Source organism: Burkholderia sp. E168m23, from assembly GCF_016586125.1.
GTDB classification, from domain to species: domain Bacteria; phylum Pseudomonadota; class Gammaproteobacteria; order Burkholderiales; family Burkholderiaceae; genus Burkholderia; species Burkholderia orbicola.
The window spans coordinates 1-14073 of the sequence record NZ_BCPP01000058.1 but is presented as its reverse complement, the minus strand read 5'-3'; the positions used below and the strand labels follow the sequence as shown (position 1 = coordinate 14073).

Here is a 14073-nt window from a genome sequence, read left to right as displayed (position 1 = left end):
AGGCCGCGCCAGTACAGCCGGCGCGTGCCCGGCGCCAGAATCTCGACGAGCACGTCGTCTTCGTAGCGCAGGCCGGCTTCGTCGTCGGCGAGATCCATCGCGACGAAATACCGCGCGAGCACGTCCGGTGCGTCGTGACGCAGGTAGTCGGCCAGCGCTTCGTCGGCGAGCGGCGCGTCGAGACGCGCGGTCTGCACCGACAGGCGCTTGAACGGATCGAAGGCCTTGAACACGCCTGGTTCCAGCACCTTCACGAAATCGCCCTCGCTCATCAGCAGCGCGCGTTCGTTCTTTTTCACCACATGACGCTTCCACATATTTTTGTCCTTTTCTTCAATGGCCGCCGGGTAACGCGCATCGTGCGGATCGCGGGGCGACGCAATCGGGCGGGCGGCGCGCTGGCCGGCGTCGAAGTGCATGGCGACGCCTGCTGCATTGCGTCGTCGTGCGCCTTCGCGCGGGCCGTGCGGCCGCCCGGCCGATCGCGCGGAACCGCAACCGGTCCGACGCGCGGCGGGCCTGTCGGCCCGCACCGGCGGGTACTGCCTTCATACGAGACCGTCCTTGCGGACAGCGTTCGAGCGGGATTTGAACCCGCCACCGGCCGGCTTTCGCCGGCTGCTCCACCTGGCTGAGCTTTCGAACAATGGGCGCCCCGGGATTCGAACCCAGGCGAGGCATCCTGGCGCGCGCCCCTTTGCCTTCGTCTGTCCATGGCGGCATGCGCTACCGCGACGAACGAGGTTCGGCGGCGGCGCACCAGCAGGGCTTGTTGAACCCTGGCTCGTGGGCCAGCGGGACATCCGGCGTCTTTTATTTAGCGAGGAGCGTGCCAGTGAGCGGCTGGCGCTTCTGGAAATCTCTCAACACATTGAAGTTAAAAGGGAATTATCTGTTTTGCAGTGTCTGGCATCGACGCTGTCGGCACGTCACGATCCTGCATATTCGATACAATTGGATCGCTTCTTATCCCATGAGATAAACATGCGCAAAACCGTTGCGATCGGTTTTCTCGGCACCGTGCTCGACCAAGGCGGCCGCGCGCCGCGCCGTTACCGCAAATGGCGGCCGACGATTTCGCTGTGCGAGCAGCCCGACCTGCCGATCGACCGGCTCGAACTGCTGCATTCGCTGGACTACACGCGTCTCGCCAACCAGGTGCGGGACGATCTCGCGCGCGTGTCGCCGCGAACCGACGTGCGGCTCACGCCGGTCACGATCCACGATCCGTGGGATTTCGAGGAGGTTTATGCGACGCTGCACGATTACGCACGCGCGTACCCGTTCGACCTCGAACACGAGGATTACCTGATCCACATCACGACCGGCACGCACGTCGCGCAGATCTGCTGGTTCCTGCTCGCGGAAGCGCGCTATCTGCCCGCGCGCCTCGTGCAGACCGGGCCGCCGCAGCGGACCGACGAAGGGCCGAGCGGGCCGGGCACGATCTCGGTGATCGATCTCGACCTGTCGCGCTACAACCGGATCGCGCAGCGCTTCACGCGCGAGCGCGACGAAACGGTGTCGTTCCTGAAGGCCGGCATCGCGACGCGCAACGCGCGCTTCAATGCGCTGATCGAGCAACTCGAGCGCGTGGCGGTGCGTTCGCGCGCGCCGATGCTGCTGGTCGGGCCGACGGGGGCCGGCAAGTCGTTTCTCGCGAAGCGCGTGTACGAGCTGAAGCGTGGCCGGCATCGGCTCGCGGGGCCGTTCATCGAGATCAACTGCGCGACGCTGCGCGGCGACGCGGCGATGTCGACGCTGTTCGGTCACGTGAAGGGTGCGTTCACAGGGGCGCAGTCGGCGCGGGCGGGGCTGCTGCGCGCGGCGGACGGCGGGCTGCTGTTTCTCGACGAGATCGGCGAACTCGGGCTCGACGAACAGGCGATGCTGCTGAAGGCGATCGAGGAGAAGCGCTTCCTGCCGGTCGGCGCGGACGTCGAGGCGACCAGCGATTTCGAACTGATCGCGGGCACGCACCGCGATCTGCGGCAGATGGTGGCGGCCGGCACGTTCCGCGAGGACCTCTATGCGCGGATCAACCTCTGGACCTATGAATTGCCGGGACTGGCCGAGCGCCGTGAGGACATCGAGCCGAACCTCGAATTCGAGCTCGACCGTTTCGGTCGCGAGCAGGGCGAGCAGGTGCGGTTCAACGTCGAGGCGAAGCGGCGCTATCTCGCGTTCGCGGCCTCGCCGCGCGCGACGTGGGCCGGCAACTTCCGCGAGCTGTCGGCGTCGGTCACACGGATGGCGACGCTGGCCGATGCGGGGCGCATTACCGAGGCGCTCGCCGAACAGGAAGTCGAGCGGCTGACGCGCACGTGGTCGTCGCCGGGTGGCGCGAGTATGGCGGACGCGTGCGTCGACGCGGTGTTCGGTGCGCGTGCGGCGGAACTCGACCTGTTCGATCGTGCGCAGCTCGAACGCGTGCTCGACGTGTGCCGCACGTCGGCGAGCCTGTCGGAAGCCGGGCGCACGCTGTTCGCGGTGTCGCGGCAGAGCAAGAAGCAGCCGAACGACGCGGACCGGCTGCGCAAGTATCTCGCGCGGTTCGGGCTCGATTGGGACGGTGTGCGGCGCGCGCTCGACGGTGTGTGAGGGCGAGCGCGGCGCATGATGTCCGCGCTGCGGAGAGCGTTCGCGCGTGTCGTATCGTATGCGGTAACTTCAGGAGCATTCTAGTGATCGAGATTCCGTTGACGGTCAGGCCGTTGTTTGTCGCGGCCGGGTGGTGCGGCCCTGCCGACGGCCGCCTGTCGGCCCGCGACGGCGAACATCCGGGTGATGCGATCCTGCGTGAATTCGGCACGTTGATCGTGGGTGCGGAGCCGGCCCGGCGCAGCGGGGAAACCTGCGCGCCGATGGGAATCGCGTTTCGCGCACTGGAGCGTCAGGATGAACAGATTGCCGCGTGGGAGCGGGCGCTCGACACGACGATGATCGGAATCGCCGAGGACGATCTCGGCTACGTCGAGTTTTATGTCGATACGCAGGGCCGCGTGTTCACGACGAATTGCGTGATGGACGGCGTCTATCTGGCGGGATTCACGTTCGGCGACGCGATCGAACGCACGCTGCTCGGGCGGGTCTCGATTCCGCTATTGCTCGACAAGCAGGCGTCGATCGCCTATTACGGCGCGCATCTGACGGGCGACGACCCGCGCGTCATGACGGCCGCGCAGTTGCGGGCCGGCAATGACGGATCGCGCGCGGCGCCGTGATGCGGCGGAGCTTCAGCCGATGGCCGACGCGGCCGCCTCCTGGAACGGGGCCAGGAATGCCCAATCCGAATGCGCCGCCGCGATGTCCGCCAGCCCGCGCGCGAACGCGTGCACCGGCAGCCACGGATACCCGAACGCCGCGTGCAGCCGATCGAGTTTCAACGACTGCGGATCGTCGATCGTATCCATCCGTGCGATATGAATGTGCAGCGCGGCAACCCGCGCAACGTCGTCGTTTTCACCATCGATGGCGAACTGCCAGCGGTACGTGCCGTGTCCGATCCGCAGCGCGCCGCTGTCCTTTTGCCGCATCACGACGAGCCACGGCATGCTGCTGACGCCGTGCTCATCGACGGGCGGGGTCGTGCAGACGTAATAGGTTCGGCACTGCTCGAACCGCTCGCCGAATGCCTCGACCAGCGTATGCGCAATGGCCGCCGCGCCCGTCACGCGCGGCGGAAAATCGATGTCGTCGTTGGCGAGGGAAAAGCTCAGTTCGGCATTGGCCGCGAAGCAGTCCGCGATCAGCGCGGCCTGGTTCAGGTCCTTCGCGCGCAGATAGCATTCGAGCAGCGCGCGAACCGTGGCGGGATGAAGCGGGAAGGGCATGTTCGAGCCTCCTGTGTCGGGAAAGTATCGGGAAATCGGGCCGCCTGCAGGCCGCTAGGCTGGCCGAGGCCGCCGGTGCCTTTGCCGTATAATTTCGTTCCAAAGCTAAATTCGCATGACCGCACGGAGCGTCGACGTCATGGCCAAGCAGCAAGAGGAGTCCGTTCTGACCATTACCAACCCGGCCTGCCTGATCGACGGCACGGACACGGAATTTCGCCACCTGATCAACGGGCTGCTGCCGTTCGCGGCGCGCCTGCTGTCGGTGCGCGACGGTTTCGGCTCGTTGATCGGCCTCACCGGCATCCAGTATTCGCTGCTCGTGTCGGTCGCCCATCTGTCGCATGACGACGTCGTGACCGTCAACCGCCTCGCCGATCATCTGCACCTGAGCGGCGCGTTCGTCACGATCGAGACCGGCAAGCTGAAGAAGCTCGGCCTGATCGACAAACGCCCGGACCCCGACGACAAGCGCAAGATGCGGCTCACGGTCACGCCGGCCGGCTCGAAGCTGCTGAAAGCGCTCGTCGATACGCAGCAGCGCATCAACAACGTGCTGTTCGAAGGCGTGACGAAAACCGAATTCAAGGCGCTCTGCTCGGTGATCGACCGCCTCGTCACCAACGGCGATCGCGCGACGCTCGATCTCGCGCACATGATCGCTCGCCAGGAAAAAGGCTGACACGCGCCGGCTGCCGCGCTCAGTGCGCGGCCCACTCGATCGTATCCAGGTCGACCCCTTCGAGATGCATGTCCCACAGCGGGCTCAATTCGCGCAGCTTGCCGACCGTGTCGCGCACCTGCGCGATCACGCTGTCGACCTCGGCTTCGGTCGTGAAGCGGCCGAGCGTGAAGCGGATCGAGCTGTGCGCGAGCTCGTCGCTTCGACCGAGCGCACGCAGCACGTAAGACGGCTCCAGCGACGCCGACGTGCACGCCGAGCCTGACGACACCGCGACGCCCTTGATTCCCATGATCAGCGATTCGCCTTCGACGAAATTGAAGCTGACGTTCAGGTTGTGCGGAATCCGGCGTGCGAGGTCGCCGTTCACGTAAACCTCGTCGAGCGTCGACAGGCCGGCCAGCAGCCGGTCGCGCAACGCGCCGACGCGGCGGCTTTCCTCTGCCATTTCTTTCTTCGCCAGCCGGAACGCTTCGCCCATCCCGACGATCTGGTGCGTCGGCAGCGTGCCGGAACGCATTCCGCGCTCGTGGCCGCCGCCGTGCATCTGCGCTTCGATGCGCACACGCGGCTTGCGGCGCACGTACAGCGCGCCGATTCCCTTCGGGCCGTACACCTTGTGCGCGGTCACCGTCAGCAGGTCGACGTTCAATGCATTCACGTCGACCGGAATCTTGCCGGCCGCCTGCACCGCATCGCAGTGGAACACGATGCCGCGTGCGCGGCACAGTGCCCCGATCTCGGCCACCGGCTGGATCACCCCCGTTTCGTTGTTCGCGAGCATTACCGACACGAGGATCGTGTCGGCGCGCAGCGCCTGCCGTAACCCATCGAGGTCGAGCAGGCCGTCCTCCCGCACGTCGAGGTACGTGACGTCGAAGCCCTGGCGCTCGAGTTCGCGACACGTATCGAGCACGGCCTTGTGTTCGGTCTTCACCGTCACGAGGTGCTTGCCTTGGCCCTGATAGAAGTGCGCCGCGCCCTTGATCGCGAGGTTGTTGCCTTCGGTCGCGCCGGACGTCCATACGATTTCGCGCGGATCGGCGCCGAGCAGCGCGGCGACGTGCGCGCGCGCTTCCTCGACCGCCTGCTCGGCATCCCAGCCGTAGCTGTGGCTGCGTGAAGCCGGGTTGCCGAACTGCTCGTGCAGGAACGGCACCATCTTGTCGACCACGCGCGGATCGACGGGCGTCGTCGCGCTGTAGTCCATGTAGATCGGACGGGATTGCATCGAAAGGGACTCCGGAAAGCGACGTTTCGCGTGGGTCGCGAGCGCCGGTGAATACGGTTGGCGCAGTGTACGTGGACATTCGCGCGAGCCGCGCAACATCCATCCCGCCAGTATGGTTGTCTTTCAAACAAAGCTTTCAAGATCAGGGTTTACGACATCTTGAACCGGCTTTTGTGTTTACATTTAATAAAAGCTAAATAAAAAAGCTAATTAACGGTGCTTTGTTGATGCGGATTCCTCAGGGGAATCCGGAAATGCAACCCAAGGAGAACGAGATGAGCGAGAACCACGCAGGAACCGGCGCGGATGCCGACGAGCAGCGGCGTTTCCGCGCCGCGCTGTCGATGTTCGCGACGGGCGTCGCGGTGATTACCGCCCCGCGCAAGGAGGGGATGCCGATCGGCATCACGGTCGCGTCGTTCAATTCGGTGTCGCTGGACCCGCCGCTGATCCTGTTCTCGGTCGACCGCCGCAGCCTGAGCCTCGGCGACCTGGCCGGCGCGGATGGCTACGCGGTCAACGTGCTTGACGAGACGCAGCAGCACCTGTCGAACTCTTTCGCGAAAGCGAACGGCGACAAGTGGGGCTGGCGCGGCGGCGCGGCTGGCGACGACGGCATGGTGCTGCTGCCTGACGCACTCGCGACGTTCGAATGCGAACCGTATGCGCAGTACGACGGCGGCGACCACGTGATTTTCGTCGGCCGCGTGACGCGGCACCGCGCGCGCTCGGACGGACGCCCGCTGATCTTCTTCGGCGGTCGTTACCGCGCGCTCGACGGCGCGCATGCGCCATCCATGTGAATGCAACCCACGATTCATTCCCCCAGGAGCACATCATGATCAAGAACGGCACTCAGCACATCGCGTCGCTGCGCGACGGACGGCAGGTCTACCTGAACGGCCAGCCGGTCGGCGACGTGACCGCGCACGCGGCATTCCGCAATTCGATCCGCAGCTACGCGAGCCTGTACGACTACCAGGCGCGCGACGAGAACGTCGAGAAGATGACGTTCGTGTCGCCCGACTCGGGCAACCGCGTGAGCCGGATCTGGCAACTGCCGACGTCCTATGACGAACTCGTCGAGCGCCGTGCCGCGCTGGAAGCGTGGTCGGAGCTGCATTACGGCTTCATGGGCCGCTCGCCCGACCACGTCGCGTCGTGTCTCTCCGGCATGTATATGGGCGCCGACGTGTTCGAACAATACGACCCGGCACGCGCCGGCGCGCTGCGCGACTACTACCGTTATGCACGCGACAACGACCTGTTCCTGACCTACGTGATCGTGAATCCGCAGGCGAACCAGTCGAAGGCCGCGCACGAACAGGAGGACAAGTACCTCGCGGTCGGCATCGTCGATCAGGATGCCGAAGGCATCACGGTGCGCGGTGCGAAGATGCTCGCGACGAGCGGGATCATGGCGAACGAGGTGTTCTGCAGCTGCATCCAGCCGCTGCGCGAAGGCGACGAGATGTATGCGCTGTCGTTCGCGGTGCCGATGAACGCGAAGGGCATGAAGATCATGTCGCGCAAGTCGTACGAGGAGAGCGCGACGTCGGTGTTCGACAACCCGCTGTCGAGCCGCTTCGACGAGAACGACGCGGTGCTGTACTTCGACGACGTGAAGGTGCCGTGGGAGCGGATCTTCGTCGCCGGCAATACGGCGATGTGCGCGAAGCAGTTCCACGCGACACCCGCACACGTGTACCAGAACTATCAATGCCAGGTGCGCCTGATGACGAAGCTGCGCTTTCTCGTCGGGCTCGGCCTGAAGATCTCCGAGGTCAACGGAACGAACACGTTCCCGCAGGTGCGCGAAACGCTGGGCCAGCTCGCGGCCGAAGCGTCGATGGTCGAGGCGTGGGTCTACGGGATGGAAGCGAAGGGCACGGTCGTCAACGGCTTCTACGTGCCCGACCGCAACATGCTGTACGGCTCGCAGGTCGTCACGCAGCAACTGTATTCGAAGGTGCTCAACACACTGCGCGAGCTCGCCGGCGGCGGAATGATCATGTTGCCGTCCAGCGTGCGCGATTTCGAGAACCCCGACCTGCTGCGCATCATCGAGAAGACGCAGAAATCGCCGGTGTGCTCGTCGGAGGAACGCGTGAAGTTCTTCAAGCTCGCGTGGGACGCGGTCGGCTCCGAATTCGCGTCGCGCCACAACCAGTACGAACTGTTCTATGCCGGCGCGTCGTTCGTCACGAAGGGCCATGCGTATCGCACGTACGACTGGCAGCGTGCGTCGCATCTGGTCGATTCGATGCTCGGCAGCTATTCGCTGAACCAGGAACTGTCGACGCCGCGTGCCGCTTGACTAGCCGCATCGCAACCCCTTTTACCCGCTATCGCAATCAGGAGAGACAGATGGCCATCAACAAGCTTCACGACGAATTCCACACGCTGGACATGCAGCGCGACTGGCGGCTGCCGGAAGGCTATGACCCGGCGTCCGGCGCGCAGGAGCTGATCTTGTCCGGCGCGCTCGACACCGAGCGCAAGCGCGGCAGCCGCACGCGCCTGCTGCGCCTGCCGGCCGGGCTGCACACGAAGCAACCGTTCGTGCACGACTACTGGGAAGAGGTGTTTCTGGTCGAAGGCGACCTGACCGTCGGCAACGACGAGCACGGCGACGGCGGCACGCCGTTCAAGGGCTACACGTACGCGGTGCGTCCGCCCGGCGCGTGGCATGGCCCGTTCAAGTCGAACGGTGGCTGTGTGCTGCTGGAAATCCACTATTACGATCCGGCCTGAGTTCGGCCGATCCATGACAGACGGCGGGCCGCTGTATCGCGCGGCCCGCGACGAGGAGCATTCGATGAAAACCATCACGTTCGCGATCGACGGTCGCGACGGGCGCACCGAGCGCGCGATCGCGATCCACACGCTCGTGATCGCGGGCTGGACCGGCCGCGATACGGTCGCCATGGAAAGGCATATCCGCGAGCTGGAAGCGCTCGGCGTCAAGCGCCCGGCGGCGACGCCGGTGTTCTACCGCGTCGCGGCCGATCGCCTCGATCCGTCGCCGGCGATCCAGGTCTCGGGCGGGCAGAGCAGCGGCGAAGCGGAATTCGTGCTGGTGCGAGACGGTGGCGACACGTTCGTCGGCATCGCGTCCGACCACACCGACCGCGAGGTCGAGACATACGGCATCACGGTCTCGAAGCAGATGTGCGGCAAGCCGTGCGCGAACACGCTGTGGAGGCTCGACGACGTGACCGGTCACTGGGATCGGCTGGTGTTGCGTGCATACGCGACGATCGACGGCGAGCGCGTGCTGTATCAGGAAGGTAGCGTGACCGCGATGCGCACGCCGGACGATTTGCTCGCGCAGTTCGCGCGCGACGGCGGCCGCTTCGAGGACGGCACCGCGATGCTGTGCGGCACGCTCGCGGCGATCGGCGGCATCCGGCCGGCCGAGCGGTTCGAGGTCGAGCTGGAAGATCCGGTGCTGGGCCGCACGATCCGGCATGTGTATGCGGTGGACACGTTGCCCGTCGCGGGCTGACGCGAACCGAACCGCGAATGCGCGCTCAAGCGCGACAGATCGCAATGATCTCCGCGCTCGTCGCCTCGTCGAATGGCGCGTGCTCCCAGTCGCCGTACCAGTCGGCCGACACGAAACCGGCTGCCGTCACGCGCGCCTGCAATTCGGCGTGCGCGATGAAACGCAGCCGGCTCGTATTCGCCAGCAGCGTATCGTCGCGGCGGAAGCGGTAGTGCGTGTCGAACGTCACGATCGCGCCGTCGATCGCCCGCGCCGCGTGATGGAGATCGACGATGCCGAGTTCGTGCGACTCGACGCTGCGTGCCGATTGCGCGGGTGTCCATGCTCGCCACGGTTCGGTGCGCGGGTTGCGGGTATCGAACAGGAAGCAGCCGCCGTCGTCGAGCACGCGTCGCACGCCGCGCAGTGTCGCGTCGATGTCGTCGTCGGTCAGCAGGCACTGGAACGCGTGCCCGGTCATCACCACAGCATCGAACGGCGCACCGGGCGGCAGGCCGTCGAGCGCGCACGCGAACCAGCGTACGGCGTCGGCACCCGGCTGGCGTCGCGCGTAATCGATCATCGCCGGCGCGGGATCGATCGCGACGACGTCATGCCCGGCCGCCGCGAGCCGCCGCGCGAACGTGCCGGTGCCGCAACCGAGATCGAGGATGCGTCGCCGGGCGGCGCCGATCGCGGCGGCGTAGAACGCGAAGTCCCGATCGCCCGCGTTGAACAGGTCGTACACCGCGACGAGGCGCGGGTCGGTGTAGAGCAGGTCCGCGTCGGCGCGCGTCATGCGGCCGCTTGCGTCAGCGCTGCTGCACGGCTACCCGCAGCCCGAGCGCGATGAAGATCGAGCCGATGATCTTGCCCTGCCAGCGCGTGAGCCACGTGAGCCGCTTCACGATGCGGCCGAGCGGGCGGATCGAGCATGCGATCAGCGTCGTGTAGAGCGAGCTGAGCACGACGAAGATCAGCCCGAGCACCGCGAACTGCACGAACGTCGAGCCGCGTTCCGGATGCACGAACTGCGGCATGAACGCGAGAAAGAACAGCGCGGTCTTCGGATTCAGCACTTCGGCGGGAATCGCCTGCAGGTACGCCTTGAGCGGCGTGACGGGCGACACCTGCGGCAGCGACGGATCGGACGGTTTCTCGAGCAGCGCCCGCACGCCGAGATAGATCAGGTACGCGGCGCCGACCAGCTTCACGACGTTGAACGCGAGTGCCGACGTCATCAGCAGCGCCGACAGCCCGACGGCCGCGAACAGCGTATGCACGAAGTCGCCGCTCGCGACGCCGAGGCCGGTCAGGATGCCGGTCTTGCGCCCACCCTGCACGGTGCGGCTCAGCACGAGCAGCACGGCGGGGCCAGGGATCAGGAACAGGCCCAGAACGACGGCCGTAAAGGTGGTCAGCGTGGTCAGGTCGAACATGGCGGCTCCGGCAGGTTGGCGCGGCGGCAGGGGATCGGCGCATTGTATTCGGTTCGGCGCGCGGCCGCAGACGCGCCCTCGAACGGCGCGGCTGCGTCGGCGCCTTTCTGGTATAAGCACGACAGGACGCGCAGGCGTCCGGCCTTTTTTCACAGCCCGTCGTTCCATGCGCGACCTTCCATCGATCACCGATCCTGCCGCGGACGCCGACGTCTATCACGTGCCGCGTCCGCTCGTCGTGTTCGGCGGCTCGGTCGTCGAGCCCGAGTGGCGGCTGGAGCGGCACAGCCATCGCCAGGCGCAGCTGCTCTACACGCTGAGCGGGGTCATCTATTGCGAGATCGACGGCGGCGTGTGGACCGCGCCGCCGCAATGCACGGTCTGGATTCCCGGCGATGTCCCGCATGCGGCGCGCGGCTCGGCCGGCGCCACTTTCTACGCGGTACTGGTCGAACCCGACGCGGCGCTCGACCTGCCCACGCGCTGCTGCACGCTCGCCATGTCGCCGCTGTTGCGCGAGCTGCTGCTGAAGGCGGCCAGCTTCCCGAACCTGTACGACGTCGACGGGCCGCAAGGGCGGCTGGTGGCGACGCTGCTCGACGAGCTCGTCGCGGCCCCGGTCGAGGACTTGTACTTGCCGATGCCGGCCGATCGCCGGCTGCGCAAGCTGATCGACCATCTGCTCGACGACCCGGCCGACAAGTCGCCGCTGCCCGAACTCGCGCGGCGTGCGGGCATCAGCGAGCGCAGCCTGACGCGCCTCGCGACGAAGGAGCTCGGCATGAGCCTCGGCGACTGGCGCCGGCGGCTGCACGTCGCGCTGTCGCTGCGGATGCTGACGACCGGCCGCCGCGTGCATCAGATCGCGATCGATCTCGGCTACGAGAGCGCGAGCAGCTTCGTCACGATGTTCCGCAAGGCGACCGGTAAGCCGCCGACGCAATTCCTGACCGACCGGCAACGCTGAACCGCCGGACTGCGCGCCCGCGCCCGTTTGGCCGGATTGAAAAAGCAGTTGGCCGGGATGAGAAATGACGCATGAGGGCTCGATCCATAAAATGAGAATCGTTCTCATCTGGAGGCCGACATGCAAATCACCACGACCGAATTTCCGTTTGTCTGGCTGCGTTACAGCGGCTCGACCCACACCGATCCCGCCCGACTGATTGCCGAACTCGACGCGTTGCTCGCGCGCCGCGAGCGCTTCGTTCTTCTGACCGACGATGCGCCGTCCGGCGACGACCGCGCCGACAACGATCACGAGATGCGCAAGCAGCTCGCGAAGTGGAGCAAGGCCAACCGCGCGCTGTCGCGCGAATGGATTCCCGGGATGATCGCGATCGAGCCCAATGCGGCGCGGCGCGTGGCGCTCAATGCCTTTTCGGGCGCCTTCGAGAAAGTCTGGGGCTATCCGCTGAACGCGGCGGCGAGCCGCGACGACGCGCTGGCGCTCGCGCAACGGCTGCTCGCCGAACCGGCGCCCGGCATCGCGGCCGCGAACGCCTGACCCGACGGCCGCGCCGCTCGCGCGACTTGCGTCGACCTCGACCTCGTCACGTCGCACGGTGTGCGCACGCGCGCCGCGGCCTATCGCAACCACGCAGAGGTGTCCGGTGGACAATCCGATCCGCGCGATGCGCATCTTCACGCGCATCGTCGAAATGAACAGCTTCACGCGCGCGGCGCAGGCGCTCGGCATTTCGCGCGCCACCGCCACGCGCACCGTGCAGGAGCTCGAAGCGGCGCTCGGCATGCCGCTGCTGGTGCGCACGACGCGCGCGTTGCGGCCGACGCCCGAAGGCGACGCGTATTACCGGCGCTGCGTCAGCATCACGGCGGACGTCGACGAGCTCGAAGCCAGCATCCGCGGCGCCGCGCTGCATCCGAGCGGGCCGCTGCGCGTCGAGCTGCCGGCGTCGGTGGCGAGCACGATCGTGTTGCCGGCGCTCGGCGAATTTCATGCGCGGCATCCCGATCTCGAGCTGACGCTTGCCGTGGCGGGGCGCGCGGGCGACCGCATCGGCGACGCGATCGACTGCAGCATCCGGCTCGGTGCGCTGCCCGATTCGTCGCTCGTCGCGCGTCGGCTCGGCTCGCTCGAACGCGTGACGTGCGCGAGCCCCGCGTATCTCGACCGCTTCGGCGTGCCGCGCACGCCCGACGATCTGGGCGCGCATCGCGCGGTAGGCGGGTCGCACGTGTTCGGCCAGCGTTCGGCGGAGCTCGAGTTCGTGGTGGACGACGCGGTACGCAAGGTGCGGCTCGACGGCATCGTCAGCGTGGACGACGAGCAGGCGTATCTCGCCTGCGGCGTGCACGGCCTCGGGTTGATCCAGCCGACGCGCGTTGCCGCGCAGCCGCTGATCGATGCGGGACGGCTGCGGGAAGTGTTGGCGGGCTGGCAACCCGATGCGCTGGCCGTGTCGGCCGTCTACGTGAAGCGGCCGCACGTGTCGCCCGGCGTGCGCGCGTTCGTCGACTGGATCGCGGAGCGTTTCGTGCAGGCCGGATACGAGCAGGAAGGGCTGGCGGCGGCGGGGGCGGTGGGGTGGCGGCCGGCGCTGCCGGGTGCAGCCGCTACCGGCGATCGCTACAGCGGACTGGTAGCGGTGGCGTGACGGCAGCAGACTGACGGAAGACCTCGAGCAGCGTTCGCGAGGCGGAACGCGCCGGCCATCCATTCGATCTGTATCGAACGATGTAAATATTTTGGCGATTCAGCACGAAATTCGCCGGAATATTTTCATCGGGGGCCGAACGGCCAGCCGTGCAGCCGTATAGGGCGAGTCGGGGTGTGCGCGTGCATCACGCATCGACACCCGACACACACGGCGTATGGAACGGGCGCGCTACACCGCCCTGAGCCGCCCCAATTCTTCCGCCAGGAAGTCGACGAACGCGCGAATCCGCGTGGACATCTGGTGACGCTGCGCATACACCGCGTAGATGTCGGCGCTCGGCGTTTCATGATCGGGCAGCACGACCACCAGCCTGCCGTCGGCGAGATAGTCGCGCAGATCCCATTCCGCACGCATCAGGATGCCGTGCCCGTCGAGCGCCCACTTCACCGCGATCTCGCCGTCGTTCGTCGTCAGGTTGCCGTTGATCCGCACGGCTTCCGTGTGGCGGGCCGCGCCGCGCCCGCTCGTCAGGCGCCACACGCCGTAACCTTCGTCGCCTTGCCGGATGCCGATGCAGTTGTGCCGCGTCAGGTCGTGCGGCGTGCCGGGCACCCCGTGCCGCGCGAGATACGCGGGCGCCGCGCACAGCAGCCGGCGGTTCGGCGCCAGCCGCCGCGCGACGACGCGCGTGTCGGGCGGCTCGCCGAAGCGAATGCACACGTCGAACGCGTCGTCGGTGAGCGGCGGCGGCATCACCGACAGCTGCAACTGCACCGACAC

The 14073-nt window shown here is 66.7% G+C and carries 15 protein-coding genes, 1 tRNA gene and 1 pseudogene; 10 read left to right on the top strand and 7 right to left on the bottom strand.

Annotated features, from left to right (window positions below; genetic code table 11):
• Together JMF90_RS05295 and JMF90_RS05290 are read right to left on the bottom strand one after the other, a co-directional pair.
• Nucleotides 1-317, bottom strand: a pseudogene (locus JMF90_RS05295) (slipin family protein); the annotation flags it as partial.
• Nucleotides 318-573: 256 nt separating this feature from the next.
• A tRNA-Phe gene (locus tag JMF90_RS05290) sits at nt 574-646 on the bottom strand.
• Between the two features lie 338 nt (nt 647-984).
• On the opposite strand from JMF90_RS05290, the gene rtcR reads away from it, so the two are divergent.
• Nucleotides 985-2601, top strand: coding sequence for an RNA repair transcriptional activator RtcR (rtcR, locus tag JMF90_RS05285; protein ID WP_011694660.1), 1617 nt, complete (start codon nt 985-987; stop codon nt 2599-2601).
• A gap of 83 nt (nt 2602-2684) precedes the next feature.
• Complete coding sequence (locus JMF90_RS05280) at nt 2685-3224, top strand: SUKH-3 domain-containing protein (RefSeq protein ID WP_011548308.1); 540 nt, start codon at nt 2685-2687, stop codon at nt 3222-3224.
• Between the two features lie 12 nt (nt 3225-3236).
• Here JMF90_RS05280 and JMF90_RS05275 read toward each other — a convergent pair whose 3' ends face one another.
• The gene (locus tag JMF90_RS05275; protein WP_011548307.1) at nt 3237-3833 is read right to left on the bottom strand and encodes a nuclear transport factor 2 family protein; all 597 of its coding nucleotides are present in this window, start codon (nt 3831-3833) and stop codon (nt 3237-3239) included.
• Between the two features lie 139 nt (nt 3834-3972).
• Here JMF90_RS05275 and JMF90_RS05270 point away from each other — a divergent pair, with 139 nt between their 5' ends.
• Entirely contained in the window at nt 3973-4515 is a 543-nt protein-coding gene (locus JMF90_RS05270) for a MarR family winged helix-turn-helix transcriptional regulator (RefSeq protein WP_011548306.1), read from the top strand.
• A gap of 19 nt (nt 4516-4534) precedes the next feature.
• Here JMF90_RS05270 and JMF90_RS05265 read toward each other — a convergent pair whose 3' ends face one another.
• Nucleotides 4535-5746 carry an IscS subfamily cysteine desulfurase gene (locus tag JMF90_RS05265; RefSeq protein ID WP_041489420.1) on the bottom strand — a complete coding sequence of 404 codons (1212 nt, stop codon included), beginning with the start codon at nt 5744-5746 and terminating at the stop codon, nt 4535-4537.
• A 275-nt stretch (nt 5747-6021) separates the two neighbouring features.
• Here JMF90_RS05265 and JMF90_RS05260 point away from each other — a divergent pair, with 275 nt between their 5' ends.
• The 4 genes from JMF90_RS05260 to JMF90_RS05245 all read left to right on the top strand — a co-directional run bounded on the left by JMF90_RS05260 (nt 6022) and on the right by JMF90_RS05245 (nt 9254).
• The gene (locus tag JMF90_RS05260) at nt 6022-6549 is read left to right on the top strand and encodes a flavin reductase family protein (protein ID WP_050768810.1); all 528 of its coding nucleotides are present in this window, start codon (nt 6022-6024) and stop codon (nt 6547-6549) included.
• Nucleotides 6550-6584: 35 nt separating this feature from the next.
• Nucleotides 6585-8063 carry a 4-hydroxyphenylacetate 3-hydroxylase family protein gene (locus tag JMF90_RS05255; RefSeq protein WP_011548303.1) on the top strand — a complete coding sequence of 493 codons (1479 nt, stop codon included), beginning with the start codon at nt 6585-6587 and terminating at the stop codon, nt 8061-8063.
• Nucleotides 8064-8113: 50 nt separating this feature from the next.
• Nucleotides 8114-8500, top strand: coding sequence for a hypothetical protein (locus tag JMF90_RS05250; RefSeq protein ID WP_012338573.1), 387 nt, complete (start codon nt 8114-8116; stop codon nt 8498-8500).
• Nucleotides 8501-8564: 64 nt separating this feature from the next.
• Nucleotides 8565-9254, top strand: coding sequence for a DUF2848 domain-containing protein (locus JMF90_RS05245; protein WP_041489492.1), 690 nt, complete (start codon nt 8565-8567; stop codon nt 9252-9254).
• Between the two features lie 25 nt (nt 9255-9279).
• Here the strand turns inward: JMF90_RS05245 and JMF90_RS05240 are convergent, their stop codons facing one another.
• Together JMF90_RS05240 and JMF90_RS05235 are read right to left on the bottom strand one after the other, a co-directional pair.
• Entirely contained in the window at nt 9280-10032 is a 753-nt protein-coding gene (locus JMF90_RS05240) for a bifunctional 2-polyprenyl-6-hydroxyphenol methylase/3-demethylubiquinol 3-O-methyltransferase UbiG (protein ID WP_011548300.1), read from the bottom strand.
• Nucleotides 10033-10045: 13 nt separating this feature from the next.
• Nucleotides 10046-10672 (bottom strand): LysE family translocator, encoded by a 627-nt coding sequence (locus JMF90_RS05235; protein ID WP_006490488.1) that lies wholly within the window; start codon nt 10670-10672, stop codon nt 10046-10048.
• A 166-nt stretch (nt 10673-10838) separates the two neighbouring features.
• Here JMF90_RS05235 and JMF90_RS05230 point away from each other — a divergent pair, with 166 nt between their 5' ends.
• From JMF90_RS05230 to JMF90_RS05220, 3 genes are all read left to right on the top strand, one after another.
• Nucleotides 10839-11639 carry a helix-turn-helix domain-containing protein gene (locus JMF90_RS05230; RefSeq protein WP_011548299.1) on the top strand — a complete coding sequence of 267 codons (801 nt, stop codon included), beginning with the start codon at nt 10839-10841 and terminating at the stop codon, nt 11637-11639.
• 120 nt (nt 11640-11759) lie between these two features.
• Nucleotides 11760-12179 (top strand): ATP--cob(I)alamin adenosyltransferase, encoded by a 420-nt coding sequence (locus JMF90_RS05225; protein ID WP_011548298.1) that lies wholly within the window; start codon nt 11760-11762, stop codon nt 12177-12179.
• A gap of 106 nt (nt 12180-12285) precedes the next feature.
• Nucleotides 12286-13290, top strand: coding sequence for a LysR family transcriptional regulator (locus JMF90_RS05220; RefSeq protein WP_011548297.1), 1005 nt, complete (start codon nt 12286-12288; stop codon nt 13288-13290).
• A 231-nt stretch (nt 13291-13521) separates the two neighbouring features.
• Here JMF90_RS05220 and JMF90_RS05215 read toward each other — a convergent pair.
• Nucleotides 13522-14073: LysR substrate-binding domain-containing protein (locus JMF90_RS05215; protein ID WP_236597947.1), on the bottom strand; the 552-nt coding region annotated here is incomplete at its 5' end.

Excerpts from the sequence above, each read along its gene's own strand:
- rtcR (WP_011694660.1), top strand. The coding sequence starts at position 985 with ATGCGCAAAACCGTTGCGATCGGTTTTCTCGGCACCGTGCTCGACCAA.
- JMF90_RS05275 (WP_011548307.1), bottom strand. The coding sequence starts at position 3,833 with ATGCCCTTCCCGCTTCATCCCGCCACGGTTCGCGCGCTGCTCGAATGC.
- JMF90_RS05270 (WP_011548306.1), top strand. The coding sequence starts at position 3,973 with ATGGCCAAGCAGCAAGAGGAGTCCGTTCTGACCATTACCAACCCGGCC.
- JMF90_RS05265 (WP_041489420.1), bottom strand. The coding sequence starts at position 5,746 with ATGCAATCCCGTCCGATCTACATGGACTACAGCGCGACGACGCCCGTC.
- JMF90_RS05260 (WP_050768810.1), top strand. The coding sequence starts at position 6,022 with ATGAGCGAGAACCACGCAGGAACCGGCGCGGATGCCGACGAGCAGCGG.
- JMF90_RS05255 (WP_011548303.1), top strand. The coding sequence starts at position 6,585 with ATGATCAAGAACGGCACTCAGCACATCGCGTCGCTGCGCGACGGACGG.
- JMF90_RS05250 (WP_012338573.1), top strand. The coding sequence starts at position 8,114 with ATGGCCATCAACAAGCTTCACGACGAATTCCACACGCTGGACATGCAG.
- JMF90_RS05245 (WP_041489492.1), top strand. The coding sequence starts at position 8,565 with ATGAAAACCATCACGTTCGCGATCGACGGTCGCGACGGGCGCACCGAG.
- JMF90_RS05240 (WP_011548300.1), bottom strand. The coding sequence starts at position 10,032 with ATGACGCGCGCCGACGCGGACCTGCTCTACACCGACCCGCGCCTCGTC.
- JMF90_RS05235 (WP_006490488.1), bottom strand. The coding sequence starts at position 10,672 with ATGTTCGACCTGACCACGCTGACCACCTTTACGGCCGTCGTTCTGGGC.
- JMF90_RS05230 (WP_011548299.1), top strand. The coding sequence starts at position 10,839 with ATGCGCGACCTTCCATCGATCACCGATCCTGCCGCGGACGCCGACGTC.
- JMF90_RS05225 (WP_011548298.1), top strand. The coding sequence starts at position 11,760 with ATGCAAATCACCACGACCGAATTTCCGTTTGTCTGGCTGCGTTACAGC.